The sequence below is a fragment of the Actinomadura napierensis genome (assembly GCF_039529375.1).
Classification (GTDB): Bacteria; Actinomycetota; Actinomycetes; order Streptosporangiales; family Streptosporangiaceae; genus Spirillospora; species Spirillospora napierensis.
The window spans coordinates 83,548-102,142 of sequence record NZ_BAAAMR010000025.1 but is presented as its reverse complement, the minus strand read 5'-3'; the positions used below and the strand labels follow the sequence as shown (position 1 = coordinate 102,142).

The 18,595-nt window shown below is 72.3% G+C and carries 18 protein-coding genes; 13 read left to right on the top strand and 5 right to left on the bottom strand.

Annotation, left to right across the window (positions count from 1 at the left end):
• On the top strand, positions 1-1,247 hold a 1,247-nt coding region (locus tag ABD296_RS16755), incomplete at its 5' end, for an MMPL family transporter (RefSeq protein WP_344267487.1).
• 13 nt (positions 1,248-1,260) lie between these two features.
• Here the strand turns inward: ABD296_RS16755 and ABD296_RS16750 are convergent.
• Positions 1,261-2,505, bottom strand: a complete 1,245-nt coding sequence (locus ABD296_RS16750) for a cytochrome P450 (RefSeq protein ID WP_344267485.1) — start codon at positions 2,503-2,505, stop codon at positions 1,261-1,263.
• 355 nt (positions 2,506-2,860) lie between these two features.
• Here ABD296_RS16750 and ABD296_RS16745 point away from each other — a divergent pair, with 355 nt between their 5' ends.
• The 7 genes from ABD296_RS16745 to ABD296_RS16715 all read left to right on the top strand — a co-directional run bounded on the left by ABD296_RS16745 (position 2,861) and on the right by ABD296_RS16715 (position 9,661).
• Positions 2,861-3,307, top strand: coding sequence for an SCO2583/SCO2584 N-terminal domain-containing protein (locus ABD296_RS16745; RefSeq protein ID WP_344267483.1), 447 nt, complete (start codon positions 2,861-2,863; stop codon positions 3,305-3,307).
• Between the two features lie 162 nt (positions 3,308-3,469).
• Complete coding sequence (locus ABD296_RS16740; RefSeq protein WP_344267482.1) at positions 3,470-4,471, top strand: 3-oxoacyl-ACP synthase III family protein; 1,002 nt, start codon at positions 3,470-3,472, stop codon at positions 4,469-4,471.
• Between the two features lie 2 nt (positions 4,472-4,473).
• Positions 4,474-5,262, top strand: a complete 789-nt coding sequence (locus ABD296_RS16735) for a glycosyltransferase family 2 protein (protein WP_344267481.1) — start codon at positions 4,474-4,476, stop codon at positions 5,260-5,262.
• Positions 5,259-6,422: a cytochrome P450 gene (locus ABD296_RS16730; protein ID WP_344267479.1), complete on the top strand. Its 1,164-nt coding sequence runs from the start codon at positions 5,259-5,261 to the stop codon at positions 6,420-6,422. Before ABD296_RS16735 ends, ABD296_RS16730 begins: the two co-directional genes overlap by 4 nt.
• Positions 6,419-7,948, top strand: a complete 1,530-nt coding sequence (locus ABD296_RS16725) for a class I adenylate-forming enzyme family protein (protein ID WP_344267476.1) — start codon at positions 6,419-6,421, stop codon at positions 7,946-7,948. Before ABD296_RS16730 ends, ABD296_RS16725 begins: the two co-directional genes overlap by 4 nt.
• Positions 7,945-8,871 (top strand): NAD-dependent epimerase/dehydratase family protein, encoded by a 927-nt coding sequence (locus ABD296_RS16720; RefSeq protein WP_344267474.1) that lies wholly within the window; start codon positions 7,945-7,947, stop codon positions 8,869-8,871. Before ABD296_RS16725 ends, ABD296_RS16720 begins: the two co-directional genes overlap by 4 nt.
• Positions 8,872-8,920: 49 nt before the next feature.
• Complete coding sequence (locus tag ABD296_RS16715) at positions 8,921-9,661, top strand: Clp protease N-terminal domain-containing protein (protein ID WP_344267472.1); 741 nt, start codon at positions 8,921-8,923, stop codon at positions 9,659-9,661.
• Between the two features lie 72 nt (positions 9,662-9,733).
• On the opposite strand, the gene ABD296_RS16710 is transcribed toward ABD296_RS16715, so the two are convergent.
• The 3 genes from ABD296_RS16710 to ABD296_RS16700 all read right to left on the bottom strand — a co-directional run bounded on the left by ABD296_RS16710 (position 9,734) and on the right by ABD296_RS16700 (position 12,634).
• Positions 9,734-10,315 carry a carboxymuconolactone decarboxylase family protein gene (locus tag ABD296_RS16710; protein ID WP_344267470.1) on the bottom strand — a complete coding sequence of 194 codons (582 nt, stop codon included), beginning with the start codon at positions 10,313-10,315 and terminating at the stop codon, positions 9,734-9,736.
• Positions 10,305-10,637 (bottom strand): hypothetical protein, encoded by a 333-nt coding sequence (locus tag ABD296_RS16705; RefSeq protein WP_344267468.1) that lies wholly within the window; start codon positions 10,635-10,637, stop codon positions 10,305-10,307. Before ABD296_RS16705 ends, ABD296_RS16710 begins: the two co-directional genes overlap by 11 nt.
• A gap of 719 nt (positions 10,638-11,356) precedes the next feature.
• Positions 11,357-12,634, bottom strand: coding sequence for an HNH endonuclease signature motif containing protein (locus ABD296_RS16700; RefSeq protein WP_344267466.1), 1,278 nt, complete (start codon positions 12,632-12,634; stop codon positions 11,357-11,359).
• A gap of 508 nt (positions 12,635-13,142) precedes the next feature.
• On the opposite strand from ABD296_RS16700, the gene ABD296_RS16695 reads away from it, so the two are divergent.
• Positions 13,143-14,051, top strand: a complete 909-nt coding sequence (locus tag ABD296_RS16695; protein WP_344267464.1) for an alpha/beta fold hydrolase — start codon at positions 13,143-13,145, stop codon at positions 14,049-14,051.
• A gap of 51 nt (positions 14,052-14,102) precedes the next feature.
• Positions 14,103-15,170, top strand: a complete 1,068-nt coding sequence (locus ABD296_RS16690; protein WP_344267462.1) for a DUF4037 domain-containing protein — start codon at positions 14,103-14,105, stop codon at positions 15,168-15,170.
• Here the strand turns inward: ABD296_RS16690 and ABD296_RS16685 are convergent.
• Entirely contained in the window at positions 15,167-16,687 is a 1,521-nt protein-coding gene (locus ABD296_RS16685) for a PucR family transcriptional regulator (protein WP_344267460.1), read from the bottom strand. The two genes, ABD296_RS16690 and ABD296_RS16685, sit on opposite strands and share 4 nt — an antisense overlap.
• A gap of 174 nt (positions 16,688-16,861) precedes the next feature.
• On the opposite strand from ABD296_RS16685, the gene uraD reads away from it, so the two are divergent.
• Genes uraD through pucL form a run of 3 tightly spaced genes read left to right on the top strand, consistent with a single transcriptional unit; the run spans position 16,862 to position 18,589 of the window.
• Complete coding sequence (uraD, locus tag ABD296_RS16680; RefSeq protein ID WP_344267459.1) at positions 16,862-17,407, top strand: 2-oxo-4-hydroxy-4-carboxy-5-ureidoimidazoline decarboxylase; 546 nt, start codon at positions 16,862-16,864, stop codon at positions 17,405-17,407.
• Positions 17,404-17,718, top strand: a complete 315-nt coding sequence (gene uraH, locus ABD296_RS16675; protein WP_344267458.1) for a hydroxyisourate hydrolase — start codon at positions 17,404-17,406, stop codon at positions 17,716-17,718. Before uraD ends, uraH begins: the two co-directional genes overlap by 4 nt.
• Positions 17,719-17,722: 4 nt before the next feature.
• Positions 17,723-18,589 (top strand): factor-independent urate hydroxylase, encoded by an 867-nt coding sequence (gene pucL / locus ABD296_RS16670; RefSeq protein WP_344267456.1) that lies wholly within the window; start codon positions 17,723-17,725, stop codon positions 18,587-18,589.
• Positions 18,590-18,595 lie beyond the last annotated feature (6 nt).

Sequence of the window (18,595 nt, the reverse complement as noted above, 5' to 3'; positions counted from 1 at the left end):
GGCTGGCCGGCCTCGCCGCCGCCGTGCCCGTGGCGGGCGCGTCCGCGCGGGGCGCCGGCCGCGCCCGGCGCGCCGCCGCCAACCCCTACGAGGCCGACAACCGCACCTGGCGGCGGATCGCCGAGGCCGCCACGCGCCGTCCGGTCCTGCTCGGCGGCGGCTGCGCCCTCGTCCTGCTGCTGATGGCGCTGCCGTTCGGGCACGCCCGGTTCGGCCTCACCGACGAGCAGAGCCTGCCCGCCCGGATCGACGCCCGCGCCGTGGCCGACCGCATCGGACGCGACTTCGCCGACCCGCTCGGCCGCGGCCTGACCGTCGTCATGCCCGCCGCCCCCGGCCACGCCCGCCTCGACCGCTACGCGCGCCGGCTCTCGTCCCAGCCCGACGTCATCTCCGTGCGGACGAGCAGCGGCGAGTACGCCAAGGGGCACCGAAAAGGGAAGGCGCAGGGAAGCTACACGGCACGCGACGCCGTGCTGATCAAGGTCGCGGACCGGCAGGAACCCCAGTCGGCCGCCGGCCGCCGTCTCCTGGACCGGGTGCGCGCGGTCCCGGCGCCCGGCGAGCGGCTCGTCACCGGCGAGTCGGCGCGGTCGGCCGACACGCTCGCGGCGCTCGCCGACGCCCTGCCCGCGGCCCTCGGCGTCATCGCCGGCTGCACCTTCGTCCTGCTGTTCCTGTTCACCGGGGGCCTGCTGGTCTCGGCCAAGGCGCTGGTGCTGGGCGCGCTCAGCCTCTCCGCGAGCTTCGGCGCGGTCGTCCTGATCTTCCAGGACGGCCACCTCCGGCACCTGCTCGGCGGCTTCACCGTGACCGGCCGGCTGGACGCGATGACGCTGCTGCTGGCCTTCACCATCGCCTTCGGCCTGTCCATCGACTACGAGGTGTTCCTGCTGTCGCGGATCAAGGAGCGCTACGCCGCGACCGGGCGGCACACCGAGGCCATCGTCACCGGGATCGCCCGCACCGGCCGCCTCGTCACCGCCGCCGCGCTGGTGGTGTCGCTGTCGATGGGCGCCCTGATCACCTCGTCCAACACCGTGCTGAAGATGAACGGGCTCGGCCTGGCGCTGGCCGTCCTGGTCGACGCGACCCTCGTCCGCGGGCTGCTCGTCCCGGCCGTCATGCGGCTGACCGGCCCGGCCAACTGGTGGGCGCCCAAGCCGCTCGCCCGCCTGCACCACGAGATCGGCCTGGCGGACGAGTCGCCCGGCCGCCGCCCGCGCCTCCGGCTCCGCCGCCGCTGACGCCGCGGGCGGGTCAGGCGTACCGGACGGGGAGCTCCTTGATGCCGTTCAGCCAGGCCGAACGGAGGCGGCGCGGCTCGCCGATCCGGGCGATGTGCGGCATATGGTCGGCGATCGCGTCGAACATCAGGCCGATCTCCAGCCGGGCCAGGTTCGCGCCGATGCAGTAGTGCGCACCCGTGCCGCCGAACCCGAGGTGCGGGTTGGGGGAGCGGGTGATGTCGAACGAGCCGGGGTCGGCGAAGACCTCCTCGTCGAAGTTCGCGGACGAGTAGTACATCGCCACCCGGTCGCCCGCCCTGATCTCCACGCCGCCGAGCCCGGTGTCGCGGACGGCGGTGCGCTGGAACGCCGTCACCGGCGTCGCCCACCGGACGATCTCGTCCGCCGCGGTCTCCGGGCGCCCGGCCTTGAACAGCTCCCACTGCTCGGGATGGTCGAGGAAGGCGATCATGCCGTGGGTGATCGCGTTGCGGGTGGTCTCGTTGCCGGCCACCGAGAGCAGGATCATGAAGTACCCGAACTCGTCGTCGGTGAGGCCGCGGCCGTCCACGTCGGCCTGGACGAGCCTGGTCACGATGTCGTGCGCGGGGCAGCCGCGGCGCTGCTCGGCCAGGTTCATCGAGTAGCCGATGATCTCGGCGGCGGCGCAGGCCGGGTCCGCGTCGTACTCGGGGTCGTCGTAGGCGAGCATCTGGTTGGACCAGTCGAACAGCCTGCGGCGGTCCTCCTGCGGGACGCCCATCAGCTCGGCGATCGCCTGCAGTGGCAGCTCGGCGGCGACCTCGGTGACGAAGTCGCCCGCGCCGCCCTTGCGCAGCGCCTCGGTGACGATCCGCTCGGCGCGTTCCTGCAGCTTGTCGTGCAGGCCCTTGACGACCCGGGGCGTGAACCCGCGCGAGACGATCTGGCGCAGCTTGGCGTGCTGCGGCGCGTCCATGTGCAGCAGCAGGTTCTCGCGCTGCAGGTCCAGCTCGTCGCGCCCGAACGTCTCGTTGAACCGGATGACCGCACCGTTGGCGTTGGCGGAGAACAGCTCGGCGTCGCGCGAGATCTCCTTGACGTGCGCGTGCTTGCTGATCACCCAGAAGCCGTCGTCGTCGAAGCCGGTGCGGCCGCGCGGCTGGGCGTTCCACCAGGGGCGGGCCGTGCGGCGCAGCGCGGCGAACTCGGCGAGGGGCACCCGCTCGGCCATCAGGTCCGGGCTGCAGAAGTCGAACCCGGCGGGGACGGCGGTCTCCGGTGCGGTGGCGGTCATGCGCGGCTCCTCCCGATGCGCGACGCGGAACGTCGTGCTCACCGTAGAACCCGTTCCAGCGGCCGGACAAGAGTAAATGAGACTCAAGTCTAATCATGCGTCTTACCCAAGTGCTTGCTCGGTTACTGGAGGTCGCCTCCCCTTTTCAGCAGGCGGAATCGGCCGGGCGCGGTGCTGCCATGAGGGAGGTGCCGGTCTCAAGAGGGCCGGGCGGTGACCTTCCTCACCTCGGCGCCGGCCGTTGGTTAGAACACGTTCTCGTTTCCCGGGCGTTTCCCGGACGGATCCTGGCGGTTCAGAGGACGCGGCCGTCCACTAGCCTGGGCCTTGCAGTCCCCCCGCGCCGGAGACGTCCATGCCCGCAGATTTCGACGAGCCCCTGTTCGACGAGGAGTTCGTCAGGAACGCCGCGTTCACCGAACCGTCCGCGCGCGAGCGCGCGCAGCCGCCGCGCCGCACCAGGCGATGGCGCGCCGCCCGCCGCCTGCGCGACAGGCCCGGTGGCCGGTTCGGCATCCGGGCCTGGCGGGCGCGCCGCCGCTACCGCGAGCCGAGCCATCGGCGGGCCGTCATCCAGGTCATCGGCGGGGTGCTCGTGCTGCTGGCCATCTCGGTCGCGCTCTGGTGGTGGCAGTCGGGATCGCGCAAGGCCGACGACGAGCGCCCGGTCGGGCCCATCATCGTCTCGGTGCCGCCGTCGGCCCCGCCGCCCTCGGCCCAGCCCTCCGCGCCGCCGCCCGTGACGGAGATCCCGCGCGTCGCCGTCCCCGTGGACCCGGTCGTTCCCGTCCCCGTCGGCTGACGCCGTTCCCGGTCCGAAGTACTCATTTCGGATGAGTGCCTGTACTCACCGCAAATCGGGCTAGAACGCCTGGTCCGTCTTCCGTAAGGTCGCCCTGTGCGGACGCGGCCGCGGCCCGCGAACCTGGCCTTCCACACAGGACGAGAACCGGGGGACCGGCCCATGAGAGCCCGTATCACCGCAGTCGCCGCGCACCTGCCGCCGCGCGTCGTCACCAGCGCCGAGGTCGAGGCGCGCGTCGCCGCCGAGAGCCCCGGCTACCGGTCGCACCCCACGATCGTCGAGCGGATGACCGGGATCCGGGCGCGGCACGTGATGGACGCCGGGGAGCAGGCGTCCGACCTGGCCGTCGCCGCCGCCCGCCGGGTGCTCGCCCAGCGCGGGACCGGCGCGGACGCCGTCGACCTGCTGATCTTCGGGTCGGCCTCGCAGGACCTGATCGAGCCCGCGACCGCGCACATCGTCGCGGCGAAGCTCGGCGCGTCCTGCCCGGTCTTCGACGTCAAGAACGCCTGCAACAGCTTCCTCAACGGACTCCAGACGGCGGACGCGCTGATCCGCACCGGCCAGCACGAGCGGGTGCTGGTGTGCACGGGGGAGAGCCCGTCCCGCGCGATCCGCTGGACGGTGCGCGACCGCGCGCAGTTCGTCGACGCGTTCGCCGGCTACACCCTCTCCGACGGCGGCGCGGCGATGCTGGTCGAGGCGTCCCCGGACGGAGGCATCTTCTACCGCGACTTCGCCGCCGTCTCCAGCGCCTGGGAGATCGGCACGCTGCCCGCCGGCGGGTCGATGCACCCGCGCGACCCCGAGTTCACCTACTTCAAGGGCGACGGGCGGCGGCTCAAGGACGCGTTCCTGGCGGCCGGGCCGGAGATCTTCACCACCGCACTGGAGAAGACCGGGCTGACCTGGGACGACTTCGCGGTCGTCGCCGTCCACCAGGTGACGCTTCCCTACCTGGAGGTGCTGCGGGCGGCGCTCGGCATCCCGCCGGACCGGCTCGTCGTCACGCTGCCCGAGCACGGCAACGTCGCGTCCGCGAGCCTGCCGCTCCAACTCGCCACCGCCGTCGCGGCGGGACGGTGCGGTCCCGGCGACCGGGTCGCGCTGGTCGGGCTCGCCGGCGGCGTCAGCCTCGGCGTCATGTTCGCGGAGCTGTGACCATGCCTCTGACCATGCCTTCGACCCCGCCGGAGACCATGGACCTGTGGGTCGTCGTCCCCGCCTATGACGAGGAGCGCTCGATCGGCGCGACGCTGCGCCGGCTCGCCGCGCAGACCGACACCGGCTTCACGCTCGTCGTGGTCGACAACGGCAGCCGGGACGGGACGGCGAAGGCCGTCCGGACGTTCGCGGAGGAGCACCCCGAGCTGGACGTCCGGATCGTCCCGGAACCGGAGAAGGGGACGGGCGCCGCCGCCGACACCGGCTTCCGGCACGCGATCGGCGCGGGCGCCACGCACATCGCCCGCACCGACGCCGACTGCCTGCCGGACCGCGGCTGGATCGCGGCGGTGAAGCGGGCGTTCGCCGACGGGCTGGAGATGGTGTCCGGCCCGCTGCGTCCCCGCACCGACGAGTTCCCGCTGAGGTTCTGGGAGCGGCGCCTGCTGCCCGCGGTGATCGAGGTCGCGGCGATGTTCGGCCGGTTCCGGCCCGGCAACCAGGACCCGCTCTACCTCGGCCCCTACGTGATGATGCCGGGCTGCAACGTCGCCATCACCGCCGACCTGTACAAGCGGGCCGGCGGCTTCCCGCGCACCCGCATCGAGGAGCTCCACGAGGACCGCGCCCTGGTCAACCGCGTCCGCTACCTGACCGACGCCTACGGCCTGCGCAAGGACGTCGTCGTGTACGGGTCGGTGCGGCGGCTGCGCGCGTTCGGGCTGGTCAAGACGCTCGGCTGGTACGCCGACCACCGCTACACGCCCGAGGTCGTGGACATCCGATGAGGGCGCCGGACTGGGAGCGGCGGCTCTACCTCGCCGCGCATCCCTTCGCGTATCCGCTGCTGCGCGGGCTCGCCCGGCGCGGGCCGATCGTCCGCGTGCCGGGCCTCGGCGTCGTGGTGAACGCGGCGCCGCTCGCCCGCGAGGTGCTGATGGACGGCGAGACGTTCCGCAAGGACGGGCCCGGCTCGCCCGGCGACCTGTGGACGCCCGTGCTCGGGCCGTCCGTCCTGCTCAACATGGAAGGCGACGCGCACCGCGCGCTCCGCCGCCGCCTCACCGACCTGTTCACGCCGTCCTATGCCGACGCGCTGTGCGACCGCGTGCTGGCGGACCCGCTCGCGCGCCTCGCCGACCGCCTGGCGCGCGGCGCCACCGTCGACCTCGTGGACGCCGCGCGCGTCATGGCCGGCGCCGTGATCAGCGAGGTCATCGGCCTGGACGCGGCCACGGAGGCGGACTGGCGGCACCTGTTCGAGGAGGGCGAGCGGATCGTGTCGATGGTGTCGCTGCGGACGCGGCGGCTCGGCCCGGCGCAGGTGGAGCGGGCCCGCGCGGTCCTCGACCCGCTGGGCGCCATCGCCGCCAAGGCGTACGCCCTGGGCGACGAGTCGACGGTCATGGGACGGATGCGGGCGCTCGGCCTGTCGGAGGACGAGGCGCGCGGCGCCGCCGGGGCGTTCTTCCTCACCGGGACCGAGACGGTCGCGACCCTGCTGCCCCGACTGATCGCGCTGCTGGCCGACTCCGGCGGGCTCGGCCGCGTCGCGGCGGGCCGCGGGCTGCTCGACCGGGCGATCGAGGAGGCGATGCGGGTGACGACCCCGACGCCGGTGATGCTGCGGAGCGTGCACCGCCCGGCGGTCGTCGGCGGCGTGGCGATCCGCCCGGGGGACCGGGTGCTCATCGCCACGCACAACTGCTGCCGCGACCACGGTCCGTTCGACCTGGACCGCCCGCACCCGCCGGAACTGCGGCGCCTCTGGTTCGGCGCGGGACCGCATTTCTGTATCGGCTACCCATTGGCCATGGCCCAGATCCGGCGGGTCGCCCGCACGATCCTGGAGGCCGCGCCATTGCGCATCACCAGCCGTGCCGCCGCCCGCGGTGTCCTGATTCCCACCTACCGCCATCTGGCCGTCCGATCGGAGGCCGTCTCATGACGCTCGTCCGGCAATTGCTCGATCAGGCCGCGCGGACACCGGACGGAATCGCGCTGGTGTCCGGGGACGGTTCCTTGCTGACGTACGGAGAATTGCGGCGGCGGGTGCTCGCCGTCCGGCACGGGCTCCTTTCCGAAGGGCTCCGCACCGGCGACGGCGTGCTGTTCTCCGTCCGCCCGTCGCCTGAATCCCTCGTCCTCGCGCTCGGCGTCGTCGCTGCCGGGGGAGTCGTCGTCTTCGCCGATCCCGGGGCAGGGCCGGAAATGTTCACGGCACGCCTCCGGCTGGCGCGGCCCCGCTGGTCCGCCGCCGAATCGATCCTTTATGCCGGCAGCCGTGTCGGGCTCGTCCGCGCCTATGCCCGGCGACGCGGACTCCTGCTTCCGAACCTCGCGGAACTGCAGATCCCCGGCGAGCCCCCGATGCGGCACATCCATGCCGGTCGCCGCCTCCCGGGCGTGCCGCGAGGCTCCCTGTCGCTCGCCGACCTGGTGCGCGGCGACGCACCGGAACCGCCGGAGGACACCGACCCCGACGCCCCGGCGGCGGTCATCTTCACATCCGGCACCACCGCGGACCCGCGCGCCGTCGTCCATTCCCATGCGTCCCTCGCGGCGGCCCTCGGCCTTTTCCGCGACCGCATGCCGCTGGGGCCGGGCGACGTCGTCCACACCGACCAGTTGCTGCTCGGGCTGCCGACGCTGATCTCCGGCGCCCGCTGGTCGATGCCGCCGCTGTTCTGCCCGCCCGCCGATTTCGTGCGGCTGATGCGCGAGCGCGCCGCCACCCACGCGTTCTGCGTTCCCGTCCACCTCGCCGAAATCCTCGACACCGCCCCGGAACTGCCGTCGACGCTCCAGTACGTCCTGCTCGGCGCCGCGCCCGCGCCCGCCGGAATCCTGAAGCGGGCGGTCAAGGCGACGTCCGCCGAAGTCCTCTCCGTTTACGCGATGACGGAAATACTGCCCGTCGCGATCGCCTCCGCCGAAGAGAAACTCGCGCACACCGTCTCCGGCGCGGAGGGCGACCTTCTGGGCGCACCTCTACCGGGCGTCGGAACACGCCTTGCGGACGACGGTGAACTGCTCCTCTCCGGCCCGAATCTCTGTCGCGGCTACCTCGGCGCGGAGCCGTTCGACGAACTTCCCACGGGGGACCTCGCCCGGCTGGACGAAGGGCGGCTGATCCTGATGGGCCGCAACAAGGACATGCTGATCCGAGGAAAGTTCAACCTCTATCCCGGCCTTTACGAGCCGTCGATCGCCGCGCAGCCCGGCGTGGAGGAGGCCGCCATCGTCGGCGTCCCCCACCCCGAGACCGGGGACGAGGAGGTCGTGCTCGCCGTGACCGGCCCCGCCGGCCTGCCCGCGCGCCTGCGCCGCGACCTCCCCAGCGTCATCGACCACGACGCGCTGCCCGACCGCATCGTCGTCCTGGACGAACTGCCCCGCTCCGGCCGCACCCGCAAACTCGACCGCGACCTCCTCCGCGAACGGGTCGCGCGACGCGAGGGAACGGCACGGTGAAGGTCGCGGTCACCGGGGCGTCCGGTTTCGTCGGCGGAGCGGTCTGCCGCGCCCTGGCCTGCCGCGACGTCACCACGTACGCGTTCGGCCGCCGCGTGTCCGTCCCGTCCGGCCACCTCGCCGGCGCCGCCTACCGCGCCTGGGACCTCACGCGCGGCCCGATCCCTGACGCGCCCGTCGTGGACGCGGTCGTGCACTGCGCGGGCAGCGTCACCGACTGGGGACGGCCCGCCGATCTGTTCGCCGCCAACCTCACTGGCACCCGCAACGCTATGGCGTCCTTCCCCGCGGCCCGGTTCGTGCACGTCAGCACCGCCAGCGTGTACGACCCGTTCCGTCCCAGCGTCATGGCCACCGAGGACCAGGCGCCCGTCGTCCGCTACCTGAACGCCTACGGCGCCTCTAAGGCCGCCGCCGAGCGGCTCGTGCTCGGACGCGACGCGATCGTCCTGCGTCCGCACGCCGTCTACGGGCCCGGCGACACCACGCTGCTGCCGCGCGTCCTGTCGGCCGTCCGCGGCCCGGTTCTGCCCGCCGTGGGGACGGGACGCCAGCTGATCAGCCTGACCTCGATCGCCAACCTCGTCCAGGCCTGCCTGCTCGCCGCGACCGGCCCGGTCGGCTCCGGCGTCTTCAACATCGCCGACGCCGCGCCCGTGGTCATCGACGACGCCTTCCGCGAGATCCTCGCCGAACGAGGGGTCGCGGCCCGTCCCGTCTACATCCCGGTGGGCGTCGCCCGTCCCCTCGCCGCCGTCGCCGAGGGCGCGTTCCTGCTGGCCCGCCGCCCCGAACCGCCGCGCCTCACCCGCTACGCGATCAGCCATCTCGCCGTCGAGAGGACCCTCGACATCACCGCCGCCCGGGAGGTCCTCGGCTACGCGCCGCACGCCACGTCCTTCGCCGGAGCCGCCGCCTGGTGATCGTCAACCCGCGGTTGACGATAGAGGATCGTCAACCTATGGTTGACGCATGACCGAACCCACGCAGGACAACGTCCAGGTCCGGCTCGACGACCTGATCGCCGCCATCAAGAAGGTCCACCCCGACGCGCTCGAGCAGCTCACCAGCGCGGTCGTCGCCGCCGAGCACCTCGGCGAGGTCGCCGACCACCTCATCGGCCACTTCGTCGACCAGGCCCGCCGCTCCGGCGCGTCCTGGACCGACATCGGCAAGAGCATGGGCGTCAGCAAGCAGGCCGCGCAGAAGCGCTTCGTCCCCAAGGACGTGACGGGCGACCTCGACCCGTCCCAGGGCTTCTCCCGCTACACCCTCCGCGCCCGCAACGTCGTCGTCGCCTCGCAGAACGAGGCCCGCGCCGCCGGCAGCGCCGAGATCGGCCTCGCCCACCTCGTCCTCGGGCTGCTCGCCGACCCCGAGTCGCTCGCGGCCAAGGCCATCACCGCGCAGGGCGTGCTGCTCGACACCGTCCGGCAGACCGCGACCGCCGCGCTGCCCCCGGAGGCCGCCGAGCTCCCCGCCCTCATCCCCTTCGACCAGGACGCCAAGAAGGCCCTCGAACTGACCTTCCGCGAGGCCCTGCGCCTCGGCCACAACTACATCGGCACCGAGCACATCCTGCTCGCCCTCCTCGAACACGAGAACGGCACCGGCGTCCTCGCCGAGGCCGGCGTCGAGAAGGCCGCCTCCGAGGCGCTCATCAACGAGGCCCTGGCCGCCGTGATCGCCGCCCAGAAGAAGGAGTCCACCTGACCGGCCGCGCGCACCGCGGTGCGGCCCCCGCGACCGCACCGCGAGGCGGCCCCCGCCGGACGTGCGCCCGGACTACCGGTAACCCCGCTTCAGCAGGTACTTGGCCCCCGCCTCGAAGCCCTCAGGACTGAGCATTTCGAACCGGAACGCGTCGGCGAGCCGGTCGGTGATGCTGAAGGCCGCGCACACCGCCAGCGCGTCCTCGACCTGCCGGGGCGAGACACCGGCGGCCAGCACGTCCCGCATGTCCTGGGCGCTGACCTCTCCGTCCCGGGTCAGCCTCCCGAGCATCCGCAGCGTCGCCCGCAGCGGCTCCTCCACAGGGGCCGATTCCAGATCGGCCAGCACCGCCGCGACCCGCTGCCCGTCCTGATACGCCTGCGACGCGGTCGCGGTGTGCGCGCCGACGCAGAACGCGGACCCGTTCACCTCGGACACGTAAGCCGCCATCAACTCCCGGTCGCCCACGGACCAGGCGGACGGCCCGCGCATCGCCTCATGGGTGAACTCCTTGGCCCGCGCACCGTAGAACTCGGGCCGGTAGAACACCAGCTTGGCCGCGTCCGGCATCGGATGCCCGGAGAACAGCCGGATGGCCCCGAACAGCAACTTGGTGCGGCGGCTGTAACCGTCGTTGAGGATCTCAAGACGCACGATCCGACCCCTCCCCGCCGGTCGCCTCCGCAAGGGCGGCCAGTCCCGCTTCGTACAACCGCGCCGACTGGCCGACCGCGGCGCACACGACCAGCTCGAAAAGCTGGTCCTCGGTACAGCCGGACGCCTTCGCCGCAGCCACATCGGCATCGGTGATCTGCGCCGGCCCGTCGACGACCTTGCCGATCAGCACGTCCAGGGGAGGGGAGAGGCCCTCGTTGCCGAAGGCGCGCGCCCGCTGCTCCGCCGACGCCCTGCCCTCCCCGTTCAGCACCCGATCCACCAGGGCCCGGTGCGCTGCCCGCTTCTCGTCCTCGTCCATCACGGCGCCTCCGCCTCCTTCACCGCTCGGCGATCTGCCCTCTCCCGCTAAGACGATCGGGACGCCACCGAACTCGACACGCAGCCGAAGAAAAATTCATCTCGATGATGTACCCGCAGGCCAGGCGGATATTTTCCCCGTGGTCGGTCGGTGCGTCAGCGGCCGGGAACTGCGCTGGAAAACCGCAGGGCAGAGATCGGCGCGCCGGAGTAGGGACGGTATTCGGGGGTGTTGGGGACGGGGTGTTGAGGGTGGGGTGGTGGGCCGGCGGGCACTTGGGAGGTGTTCGGGATGGGGACGTGAGGGTGTTCGTGCGGTGGGGTGGCGCTGGCGTACGGGGCCGCCCCTCCAAAGTCAAGGGCGCCTTCGGCGTCGCTTCGCGATGGACTTCGTCCACCCTTGACTTTGGAGCCTCTGCGGCCCCTGAGGCAGCGCTTAGGGGCAGGCTCCGCCTGCCCCGCCCGGGTCGCGCCACCCCACCGCCCCCGAAGCATCGGGCGAAGAGTCGGGCGGGCGGAAACGCCGAGGGGCTCACGAGGGCATGAGTCGGCTGCGGCTGCGGCGGCGGGCGTGGGCGTGCCGACCTCGCCGAAGGGAATGGTCGATGCCGATCCCGGTCCCGATGGAGCAGTAGAAGGGCCGGGGTGATGCGGGCATGCCGGTTCGCCCGAGATCCGGATTGGATTCGGGCGAACCGGTGGCGTGGAGGTTGGGGTGGGTTATGCGGCCCAGTTGGCGGTGGTATCGGGTGGGCCGAACGGCCCCGGCGGCCCACTGCCACTCCGGGACCTTGATCGGGCACCAGGCGGTGGTAGCAACCGGTACACATAGCGCCCGTCGGGATCTTTGCTGATCCCGATCTGGTTCGGGCTGGTGTGTTTGAACCGGTTGTGCCACCCGCAAGTCAGCGCGAGCTGATCAATGTCGGTGGGTGAGTGGCCGAGGGCCCAGCCGTTGACGTGGTCGACCTCGCACAGCGTCCCGGGGATCTCACACTCCCGCACCGCGCAGGTCGGATACTGCGTCTCCAGTACTTGGCGTTGGGCCGCGCTGGCGAACCGCTCCCGGTAGCCCAGGTACAGGGGCGTGTGCCCGCGTCCGAGCAGGAGGGGTGAGACTCCGGCTGCTAGGGCGATGCGGCGGGCTTGGGCGGCGGGGATCGGGGTGCCGTCGGTGAGGCGGGCCGGGGCGTTGCCGCCGGTCAGGGTCTCCAGGTCGCAGATGACGGTGACCTTGGTGGCCTTGTGTCCACCGGACAGCACACTCGACAACGCGGCTGCGGTGCGTTCTGCGGCGTCGCGGTGGTCGTCGGGTCCGGCCGGCTTGACCAACGGGGCCAGAGTGCCGTCCCAGATGGCGGCGTCTTCGGCGTTCAGCCAGCCCTTGATGTAGCGGCCGCCGTCCAGGGACCCGGTGCTGGTGATCCACGACTTGGCGTACCCGCGCTTGACGTCCTCACCGGGGGCGGCTTCGGTGCCGTCGCGTTCGGCGATCACATCGCAGATGCGGCGGCCGAACACCGCCACCTTCGCAGCGGAGAAGCCTTGCTCGACGAAGCTCAGCAGGGTCGTCTCAGCGTCGGCGCAGTCGGTGTCCTCCAGCCGCGCCACACTCTGCGCGACCGTAGCCGCATACCCATACGACAACTCCCCGGCCGCGAGGCGTTCCGCAACCTGGGGGAGGCGGTGCCGCTGGCGGGCGAGGATGAGGCGTTCGGTGGTGCGGTTCTCCCGCATCCCCAACCGCGACCGCAACCACGCCCGCGTCGACGGAAACCCCCACCGCTTCTGCTCACCAGTGACATCGACGCGGCGGATGAAACCGGCCAGGGCGCTTTCCTGCATATCGGCCGCAGCCGCGAGAGTCTCGGTGAGTTCCAGGCACGCGGCCGCCGATTCGGGGGCTTCTCGTTGGGCGAGTTCAGCGGCGATCGCCGATACCGCGTCCACCAATTGTGCAGTGGACGCGGTCTCAAGGTCGGCCGTCACTGATTGCATAGGTAAAGCATACCCTACGTGGCCGACAAATGTCGGCCCGACGGCCCCTTTATTTCGAGGCTTTGGAGAAAGGTGTCGATTGTCGTTTTGTGGGGGTTTGTGAGCACGCGTACGTGGGTGGGTGGTGGGGTGGCGCGACCGGGTGGGGCAGGCGGAGCCTGCCCCTTAAGCGCTGCCTCAGGGGCCGCAGAGGCTCCAAAGTCAAGGGTGGACGAAGTCCATCGCGAAGCGACGCCGAAGGCGCCCTTGACTTTGGAGGGGCGGCCCCGTACGCCAGCGCCACCCCACCACACGAACACCCTCGCGCCAATCACCCGAACAATCTCTATCTCACTGTCGAACGTCCGCCCTTCCTTTCCGAATACGCACTCGACTTCCGAAATGTCCATAACCCGGAACTTGATCAATCGGCAGCCGCTCCGGCGAGAACCCGGCCCCGTACACAGTCCGCGAGCGGGCCGCGATGGGTTCGCGATGAGTTTCGGGGGCGCCTGCGGTCTGACTTGGTATGGAGTCCTTCATCAAGGTCAACGGGGTGTCGTTGTGCGTGGAAACGTTCGGCGAACCGGGCGACGCGCCCGTGCTCCTCGTCGGCAACACGATGCTCACCTGGCCGGACGACCTCTGCGGGCGCTTGGCGGCCCTGCGGCGGTTCGTCGTCCGCTACGACCTGCGTGGCACCGGACGGTCCGCCTCCACCGGACCGTCCGCCGGAGCGGCCGGGGAGCCGGGGGCTCGGTCGGCCGCCGGCTCGGGAGGTGAGGAGTGGACGCTGCGCGATCTCGTTTCCGACGCGGCCCAGGTCCTGGACGCGCATGGTCTGGCGGCCGCGCATGTCGTCGGCTTCGGGCCCGGCGGGTGGATCGCCCAGCTGCTCGCGCTCGACCATCCCGAGCGTGTCGCCACGCTGACGCTGATCGCGACGCGGCCGACCGCGCCCGGGCCGAACGATCCCGACCTGCCGGAGCATGCGCCGGAGTTGATGGCGCGTTTCAGGGATCGGCCCGCGGTGGACTGGACCGACCGCGTCTCGATCGTCGGGTTCATGGTGGAGAACGCCCGCCACATGGCCGGGGCGCGGTTCGACGAGGCGGAGGCGCGGGCGAACATCGAGCGTATCCATGATCGCACCGAGGTCTTCGGGGATCCCGGCGAGGCCCACCGTGCGGACCAGATGGGGACGCTGTTCGCCGCGCTCGACTGCGCCCCGCGCTGGCGTGAGCGGCTCGGTTCCATTGCGGCGCCGACTCTGGTGGTCCATGGCGAGGACGATCCGTTCTTCCCGCTGGGCAACGGGCGTGCGCTCGCGGCCGAGATTCCGCGTGCCGAACTGCTGGTCCTGCCGGGCACCGGTAGTGAGATCCCGCGCAGGACATGGGACGTCCTCATCCCCGCGCTGCTTCGCCATACGTCCTAACCACGGAGAAATGGTTGGCCGGAGCGCCGCCGAGTCTGCTGGGGTGGCCCTGTGGACGGTCATCCCAGCGGCGCGGAGCTGGCCCGCGCGTATTACGGCGATCTCGTCCGGCCGCTGCTGGACGCGCATTTCCCGGGCCTGAGCCATGCGGCGGCGCGGCTCGGGTCCGGGTCGGACGTGCTGGGGTTCGACGACGCGATGAGCCGCGACCACGACTGGGGCTGCCGGTTGACGCTGCTGCTGGACGACGCGCGGGCGGACGCGGCGCCGGACGTGATCGCGATGCTCGAACGCGAACTTCCCGACCGGTACCGCGGCCACCCCGTCCGGTTCCCCGTCACCTGGGACCAGACCGCGTCCCACAAGGTGGACGTCTCGGCCGTCGGCGCGTTCTGCCGGTCGAGGCTGGGCGTCGATCCGACCGGCGGGCCGTCGGTCCTCGACTGGCTGTGCCTGGTCGGCCAGTGCGTCCTGGAGGTGACCGCCGGGCCGGTGTTCGAGGACGGGACCTCGACCCTCGCGGGGATCCGCGCGACGCTCCGCCGCTACCCGCCGGACGTCGAGCGGTACGTCCTGGCGGCGTGGTGGCGGCGCGCTTCGCAGTGGTTGCCGGTCGTCGGCCGGACGGCGGCGCGCGGCGACGACACCGGGTCGCGGATTCTCGCCGCGCGGGTCGCCGAGGACCTGATGCGGCTGGCGTTCACGCTGTCCGGCGCGTGGGTGCCGTACGGCAAGTGGCGCGGTACCGCTTTCAAGGAGCTGCCGATCGCCCGCGACCTCGCGGGCCCGCTCGACACGGCCGTCGCCGCGGACGGCCGGCGCGAAAGGGAAGCGGCGCTGGTCGAGGCGGCCGAGATCCTGCTGGACGTCCAGCGTGAACGCGGACTGCCGGTACCGGAGAAGGCGATCATCCCGTTCTGGGACCGCCCTTACTGGATGATCGACGCCGCCGTCGCCGACGGGCTCGTCGCGGACATCGGCGATCCGGAGGTCGCCGCGCTGCGGCCGGGCATCGGGTCGGTCGAGCAGTGGGTCGACAGCGTCGACGTCCTCGGCCACGCCGACCGCCGCGCCGCGCTCCAGGTCGCCTACCGCGCCTGGATGGAGCGCGGCCTCTAGGACAGCCGGAGCGCGAGGAAGAAGTCCACGCGGTCCTCCAGGCGGGCGAGGTCGCGGCCGGTCAGGTCCTGGATGCGCTGGATGCGGTACCGGACGGAGTTGACGTGCAGGTGGAGCTGCTCGGCGCAGCGCGTCCACGACCCGGAGTTCTGCAGGAAGGTCTCCAGCGTGCGGATCAGGTCGGCCTTGTGGACCTCGTCGTACGTGCGCAGCGGATCGAGCAGCCGCACCTGGAACATCTGCCGGACGTCGTCGGGCACGGTCGCCAGCAGCAGCACGTGGGTGGCCAGCTCGTCGTGCCGGACGACGCACACCGGGTCGGTGCGCCCGGAGGCGAGCCGCCGCGCGTACCGGGCCTCGTCCACGGCGCCCCGCAGCTCGCCGGCGCCGACGACGTCGCTGACGCCGACCGCGATCCCGGCGCCCGCCAGGCCCGGGGCGAGCGCGCCGAGCGCCTGCCGGATCGCGGCTGCGACGTCGGGCCCGCCCTCCCGGGCGACGGGCAGGAGCGCGATCGCCTCGTCGTCGAGCAGGCCCACGACGGGCCGCGGGACCGGCATGACCTCGCCGAGGACGGTCCGCAGCTCGCCGGGCCGCAGCGTCCCGCGCCCGGCCGCGGCGACCGCGACGTAGCGGGCGTGCGGGTCGAGCCCGGCCAGTTCCAGCCGCGGGACGATCTCGTCGGCGGCCGCGGCGGACACCACCAGCCGGACGAGTTCCTGGGCGAGCCGCCCCTCGACGCTGAGCCGGTCGTCCAGCCGTGCCCGCTCCAGCGCGGCGATCGCGGCGAGCTCGGTGGTGAGGGCGCGGCGTTCGGCGGGCCAGTCGGCGTGGTCGCCCTCGCAGGCGACGAACCAGTCCGCGACGCGCGAGGTGGTGTCCTCGGCGACCGGGAAGATCGACACGTCCGACCCGGCCGGGCGGTGCGGGAGCCGCGGCGCGGTCAGGAACGCGCGGGCCAGCGCGGCGCCGTCCGGGGCGTCCGGCGGGCCGGCGACGACGCGTCCGGTGGCGGTCAGGACCCAGCAGCGCATCCCGAGGTCGCGGCCGACGAGGTCGAGGACGGCGCCGAGGCCGGCGCCCTCGCTCATCCCGGCGACGAGCCGGCGGTGCCGGTCCAGCACGGCGGTCAGGTCGGCGGCGCGGGCGCCGGACAGGTGCCGGACGACCTCCTCGGTGACGGTCGCGAACGCCACGTCCTCCGGCACCTTGAACAGCGGGAGCCGGTGCCGGCGGCACGCGTCGACGAGATCGCCGGGGATGGTGCCGGTGGCGAGGTCCCACGCCGCCAGCGCCGACACCCCGGCGCGGGCGAGCGCCCGGACGAACACCTCCGAGTCGGCCGGCTCCGACCGCCAGACCAGCCCGGACAGCACCAGCTCCCCGCCGCCGAGGTAGCGCCCGGGGTCCAGCAGGTCGGTGGTGACGACCCAGGTGATCACCCGGTCCAGCTCGTCCTCCCCGGTGACCACCTCCAGCCGCAGCTCCGGCATCGCGGGCAGCGCACGCAGCTTCATAAGACCAGTTAACCCATCGTTCGCCGGCCCGCGTGTCAACGGCCGGCGGCCGCGATTGGAGCAACGCACGAAAACACCGGCGTGAGCGGGGTCACAGTTCGGATGTCCTGTCCCTTCACCCGAGGTCCGGTTGGCGTATCTACTGGCGGCAATGACGGAGACAGGGAGGTGCCGGTGAGGGAACGGCTCGACGTGACGGAGGGCGGGCTCCTGGCATGCTGTGCGTCCCACCGCTGGGCCGCCGAGGTCGCCGCCGGACGGCCCTACGCGGATCTCGCGGAGCTGCGGGCCGCGTCGGCGAAGGCGCTCGCCGCCCTGGACTGGGCCGATGTCGAGGAGGCGCTGGCCGCGCATCCCCGGATCGGTGACCGGCTGAGGAGCAGCCGCCAGCCGGGGAGCGGAGCCCGGCTGGGGAGCGGCGACCGGGAGGCGGCGTGGTCGCGGGGCGAGCAGTCCGGGATGGACGCGGCAGCCGCCGAGCTGCGGACGGCGCTGGTGGAGGGCAACCGGGCCTACGAGGACCGGTTCGGGCACGTCTTCCTCATCTGCGCGACCGGCCTCAGTGCCGCAGAGATGCTCACCGCCCTGCGCGAGCGCCTCCGCAACGGCACCGGCGAGGAGCGGGCGGTCGTCCGCACGGAACTGGCGAAGATCGTCGACCTGCGGCTGGCGAAGCTCGCCGCGGAGCCGGCGGACCGCGACGCGGAGGGGGAGCGATGAGCCTGTCGACGCACGTGCTGGACGCGGCGAAGGGCCTGCCGGCGGCGGGCGTGGCGGTGCGGCTCGACCGGCGGGAGCCGGACGGGTCGTGGACGGCGATCGCCGAGGCCCGCACCGACGCCGACGGCCGGATCAAGGAGTGGGACGCCGAGCCGGGCGCGGGCGTGCACCGGCTGACGTTCGACACCGCCGGCCTGTCCGACTTCTTCCCGGAGGTCACCGTCGCGTTTTCGATCGGCGACGCCGGGCGGCACCACCACGTCCCGTTGCTGCTGAGCCCGTTCGCCTACTCGACCTACCGAGGGAGCTAACCCGATGGCCATCGTTCTCGGCCCCAACCGCTACGGGAAGGCGGAGGTCCGCGTCGTCCGCGTCACCAGGGACGGCGGGACGCACCGCATCCGGGACCTGAACGTCGGGGTGTTCCTGTCCGGCGACATGGACGAGGTGCATCTGACCGGCGACAACGCCGCCGTGCTGGCGACCGACACGCAGAAGAACACCGTGTTCGCGTTCGCGAAGAAGTACGGGATCGGGGAGCTGGAGGAGTTCGGGCTGCTGCTGGCCCGGCATTTCGTGGACTCGCAGCCGGCCGTTCACCACGCCCGCGTGCGGCTCGAAGAGTACGCGTGGGATCGCATCACCGGCCCGCATTCGTTCGTCAAAGGCGGCACGGAAGTGCGGACGGCGGTCATCCACAGCGACGGCTCGGACGGCGCCGAATCGGTGGTCTCGGGATTGACGGACCTGACCGTCCTGAACTCGACGGGGAGTGAATTCCACGGGTTCGTCGAGGACGAGTTCACGACGCTCGAACCGACCAACGACCGGATCCTCGCGACGGCCCTGACGGCGCAATGGCGGCACCGCGGCACCGACTCGAAATGGGACGAGTCCTATGCAGCCGCCCGCAAAACCCTCCTCGACGCATTCGCCACGACGCACAGCCTGTCGCTCCAGCAGACGCTCTACGCGATGGGCCGCCGGATGCTGGAAGAGCGTCCGGAACTGTGCGAGGTGCGGATGTCGATGCCGAACAAGCACCACTTCCTGGTCGACCTGGAGCCGTTCGGAATGGACAACGACAACGAGGTCTACTTCGCGGCGGACCGCCCGTACGGGTTGATCGAGGGCACCGTGCTCACCGACGACGCGCCGGACGCTCCGTCCGCCTGGAACTGAGGAGGC

Bases quoted from the DNA above. Each gene is read 5' to 3' on its own strand.
- ABD296_RS16750 (WP_344267485.1), bottom strand. From the start codon at position 2,505: ATGACCGCCACCGCACCGGAGACCGCCGTCCCCGCCGGGTTCGACTTC.
- ABD296_RS16745 (WP_344267483.1), top strand. From the start codon at position 2,861: ATGCCCGCAGATTTCGACGAGCCCCTGTTCGACGAGGAGTTCGTCAGG.
- ABD296_RS16740 (WP_344267482.1), top strand. From the start codon at position 3,470: ATGAGAGCCCGTATCACCGCAGTCGCCGCGCACCTGCCGCCGCGCGTC.
- ABD296_RS16735 (WP_344267481.1), top strand. From the start codon at position 4,474: ATGCCTCTGACCATGCCTTCGACCCCGCCGGAGACCATGGACCTGTGG.
- ABD296_RS16730 (WP_344267479.1), top strand. From the start codon at position 5,259: ATGAGGGCGCCGGACTGGGAGCGGCGGCTCTACCTCGCCGCGCATCCC.
- ABD296_RS16725 (WP_344267476.1), top strand. From the start codon at position 6,419: ATGACGCTCGTCCGGCAATTGCTCGATCAGGCCGCGCGGACACCGGAC.
- ABD296_RS16715 (WP_344267472.1), top strand. From the start codon at position 8,921: ATGACCGAACCCACGCAGGACAACGTCCAGGTCCGGCTCGACGACCTG.
- ABD296_RS16705 (WP_344267468.1), bottom strand. From the start codon at position 10,637: ATGGACGAGGACGAGAAGCGGGCAGCGCACCGGGCCCTGGTGGATCGG.
- ABD296_RS16700 (WP_344267466.1), bottom strand. From the start codon at position 12,634: ATGCAATCAGTGACGGCCGACCTTGAGACCGCGTCCACTGCACAATTG.
- ABD296_RS16695 (WP_344267464.1), top strand. From the start codon at position 13,143: ATGGAGTCCTTCATCAAGGTCAACGGGGTGTCGTTGTGCGTGGAAACG.
- ABD296_RS16685 (WP_344267460.1), bottom strand. From the start codon at position 16,687: ATGAAGCTGCGTGCGCTGCCCGCGATGCCGGAGCTGCGGCTGGAGGTG.
- uraH (WP_344267458.1), top strand. From the start codon at position 17,404: ATGAGCCTGTCGACGCACGTGCTGGACGCGGCGAAGGGCCTGCCGGCG.
- pucL (WP_344267456.1), top strand. From the start codon at position 17,723: ATGGCCATCGTTCTCGGCCCCAACCGCTACGGGAAGGCGGAGGTCCGC.